Origin of the sequence: Kitasatospora sp. NPDC059571, assembly GCF_042735675.1 — a bacterium.
Taxonomy (GTDB): Bacteria; Actinomycetota; Actinomycetes; order Streptomycetales; family Streptomycetaceae; genus Kitasatospora.
This window is the reverse complement of the sequence record NZ_JBHWBW010000670.1, coordinates 1-3140: the sequence shown is the minus strand read 5'-3', so window position 1 is coordinate 3140 and position 3140 is coordinate 1. Positions and strand designations below refer to the sequence as shown.

Below are 3140 nucleotides of genomic sequence, written 5' to 3'. Positions count from 1 at the left end.
GGCCCTCAGCGGTGCCGGCCGCGGCTGCGGACGGTGACCCAGAGCAGCAGCGCGGTGGTGGCGCCGACCGCGGCCAGGACCGGTCCGCGGCGGGTCGGGCGGTCCACCGCGAACGGCTCGCCGCCGGGCACGTAGGCCCTGGCTGCACCGGCGGCCCGGCTGCGCCGCGTGGTGCGCCGGACCGCGTCCGCACCGTTGCGGGCGGTCCGCCAGGCGACGGTGGCCGTCCGGCGGAGTGCGCCGGTGACCGCAGTGGCTGCCGCTCGGGCGGCGCGGGTGGCACGGGCGGCGGAGGCGGTGACGGTGCTCGTGTGCCCGCTGGGGTCCGGTGCGGACCCGGTGGGTTCGGGGTCCACCGGTACGTCCGGCAGGTCCCGCGCGGCGGGCGCTCCGGCGGACGCTGCGGCGGGCGGTGCGGCGGACAGGTCGGTTACGCCGTCCGGCAGGGGCAGGCCCAGGCCGACGCGGGCGGCCGGGCCGTTCACCTCGGCCGTGCCGCCCGCACCGGGCAGGGACCGGCCGAGCGGGTCGGTGCGGCCCGGCGGCTCGCTGTGGTCGAGCGGGTCGGCGGCGTCGGGCGGGAGGTGCGGGTCGTTCCGGGGGTGGAGCGGGTCCATCGGAGGCAGCCCTTCTGTCGACAGGGGCGGGGGGAGCGGCGACCGCCGGTCGCTCCGAAAGGCCGGCGGCCGCCGCCGAGGACGCGCCTTGCCCCGATTCGCGGCCGCAAACCGGCGGATCCGCACTCCGCGCTCCACGGGATATCCGCTGGTGGGCGCGGTGCACATCTGCCAGGATGCTCAGATGATCTTGTCTGATGCCCCCGCCGGCCTCGCCCGCACCGTCACCGGGGACGGACCGCCGGTTGTCCTCGTCCACGCCGGTGTGGCCGATCACCGGATGTGGGACCCGGTCGTGCCGGCGCTCGCCGAGCGCTACACGGTGGTGCGGTACGACCTGCGCGGCTTCGGCGCCTCCGCGCCGCCCGCGGGCCCGTTCACCGAGACCGGTGACCTGCTCGGCCTCCTCGACGGCCTCGGCCACCGGGAGGTCCGGCTCGTCGGTGCCTCCTGGGGTGCCCGCGTCGCCGCCGACTTCGCCCTCGCCCACCCGGCCCGGGTGCGTTCCCTGACGCTCCTCGCCCCGCCGTGGCGCGGGTACGACTGGTCCCGGGAGATGGTCGAGTACGACGAGGCGGAGACCGCAGCCCTGGCCGCGGGGGACCTGGACGCCGCCGTGGGGATCAACCTCGACATGTGGCTGCGCGGCCCGCTCCGCTCCTGGGACGACGTCCCGGCCGGCCTCGCCGACGGGCTGCGCGCGCCGCTGCGGATCTCGCTGGTCAACCAGGACGCGGTCGGCGAGCACTCCCAGGGCGCCCCCGGCGGTGACCTCTCCGCGATCGCCGTCCCCACCCTGGTGGGCGTCGGCAGCCTGGACGTCCCCGACTTCCGCGACATCGCCCGACGCTACGCGGCGGAGATCCCCGGCGCCGAGCTCGCCGAGTTCCCCTCGGCGGCCCACCTCATCGCCCTGGACTCACCCGCCGAACTCCTCGCGGTACTCCTCCCCTTCCTCGCCCGCTAGGAACTGTCTTCACAGGGCACTCGGGTGGTCGATTCAGGGGCGCGTGGGGGCGCCTCCCGGCCGAAGGCCGGGGGAGAACAGCGCAATTCGGATGCGGGCCACCGTGCGGACCAGGGGTGCGCCGGATTCGTCAGGAGCACCGCTCCCGGACTGCGCAGTTCCCCGCGCCCCTCTGTGGCATCCGTACGCCTTTGGAGCCAAGCCCTAGCGCGCCGGGCGGACGGGTGGGGCGGCCGGGCCTCGGCGGGCCCGGCGGTGCCGTCAGCCGACATCGATTCCGGTGATCACCGGTGAGCCGGTGGCCACCGCCTCCCCCTCGAAGCCCGCGGCGGCGAACGCCTCGCGGGCGAGTTCCACGGCGGCCTCCCCGGCCGCCGTGCGGTTGTCCGCGTCGACCTCCAACCGCAGCACGAACGGGCCGCCGTCCGGATCGAGGGTCAGCACGTCCAGGTCGGGCACCTCGGCCCCGATCTCGTCCGGGTCGGCACGCCGGAGCCCTGCCAGCAGGACTCCGCGCGCCCGGTCGTCGACGGGCCGGTGGAGGGTGCCGGGTACGGTGATCACGAATTTGCCCATACCCTACCTGTCACCCCGCCCGGCCGACGGAAACCTCCGAACCCGAACGGTCCACCCGCCGAAAGGGTCCCGGGCCGAACGAACGTCAGCGCCGGGTGCCGCAGGTCGGACAGAAAGCAGCTCCGTCCGGGAGCGGGTTGTTGCACCCGGTGCACCCGATCTGCTGCGCCAGCCGGTGCCCGCAGCCGGGACAGAACGGGGTGCCGTGCGTCTCGGCCCGGCACTGCGGGCAGACCAGCTGCCGCTGCGCCGTGACGTCGAAGGACTGGCCGAGCTGCTGGCCGTGCTGGTACGCCTGCTGGGAGACCATGTCGTTGAGACCCCGCTGCTGGGCGGCGACCGCCTCCGCCGCGGTGTCGGGCGAGCAGCCCAGGCACAGGCCCTGGGCGGCGTTCCAGCAGCGGCCGCAGACGTAGTGGGTGCAGCGGCCGCAGCGGTTGAAGTGGCTCTGCGCGTTGCCGATCGCCCGCTGGAACGCGGCGTCGCGGGCGCTGCCCCAGCTCGCACCGGCCAGGCCGTCCGCGGCGTTGGTGATGCCACTGGTCGCAGTGCCGCCGATCAGACCCCAGGCCGCACTGACCCCCTTGCCGAGCCAGCCGGCGACCTGACCCGTGGCGAAGGCCTCGAACGGCGAGCGCCAGGTGTCGTAGCAGCGGGAGCAGGAGAACTCGAACTGGAAGCCCGCTCCCGTCCCGTGCTGCTGGGAGAGGTCGTGGTAGTTGTTGCTGAAGTAGATCTCGCCGCTCATGCCGTCCCGCCCGAATGTGCCGCCGATACGTCCCGTTCTGGGACGCCTGCGGGGGCGCCTCCAGTTCTGGGCCGGAGCACACAATGGCACAGCGGGCCGCGGCTGTGGAGGGCGCCCCGGCAACCCCGCGGCACCCCGCCTGGGCCCCCGGCGGGCGGCCCTTCCGCGGTGCGGGCGCTGCGTGTGCGTCGGATCCGCGGGGGCAGGAGGGTCCCGTGGCGCAGGCTGCGCC

General features: G+C 75.5%; 4 protein-coding genes. 1 reads left to right on the top strand and 3 read right to left on the bottom strand.

Translation table 11 applies throughout. The annotated features are described in order from the left end of the window. Positions 1 to 5 precede the first annotated feature (5 nt). Complete coding sequence (locus tag ACFV0G_RS37585; RefSeq protein WP_380557781.1) at positions 6 to 617, bottom strand: hypothetical protein; 612 nt, start codon at positions 615 to 617, stop codon at positions 6 to 8. Between the two features lie 184 nt (positions 618 to 801). On the opposite strand from ACFV0G_RS37585, the gene ACFV0G_RS37580 reads away from it, so the two are divergent. Further along, entirely contained in the window at positions 802 to 1584 is a 783-nt protein-coding gene (locus ACFV0G_RS37580) for an alpha/beta fold hydrolase (protein ID WP_380557778.1), read from the top strand. 261 nt (positions 1585 to 1845) lie between these two features. On the opposite strand, the gene ACFV0G_RS37575 is transcribed toward ACFV0G_RS37580, so the two are convergent. Together ACFV0G_RS37575 and ACFV0G_RS37570 are read right to left on the bottom strand one after the other, a co-directional pair. Then, entirely contained in the window at positions 1846 to 2148 is a 303-nt protein-coding gene (locus tag ACFV0G_RS37575) for a hypothetical protein (RefSeq protein WP_380557774.1), read from the bottom strand. Between the two features lie 97 nt (positions 2149 to 2245). Beyond that, entirely contained in the window at positions 2246 to 2908 is a 663-nt protein-coding gene (locus ACFV0G_RS37570; RefSeq protein ID WP_380557771.1) for a zinc ribbon domain-containing protein, read from the bottom strand. Positions 2909 to 3140: the final 232 nt, after the last annotated feature.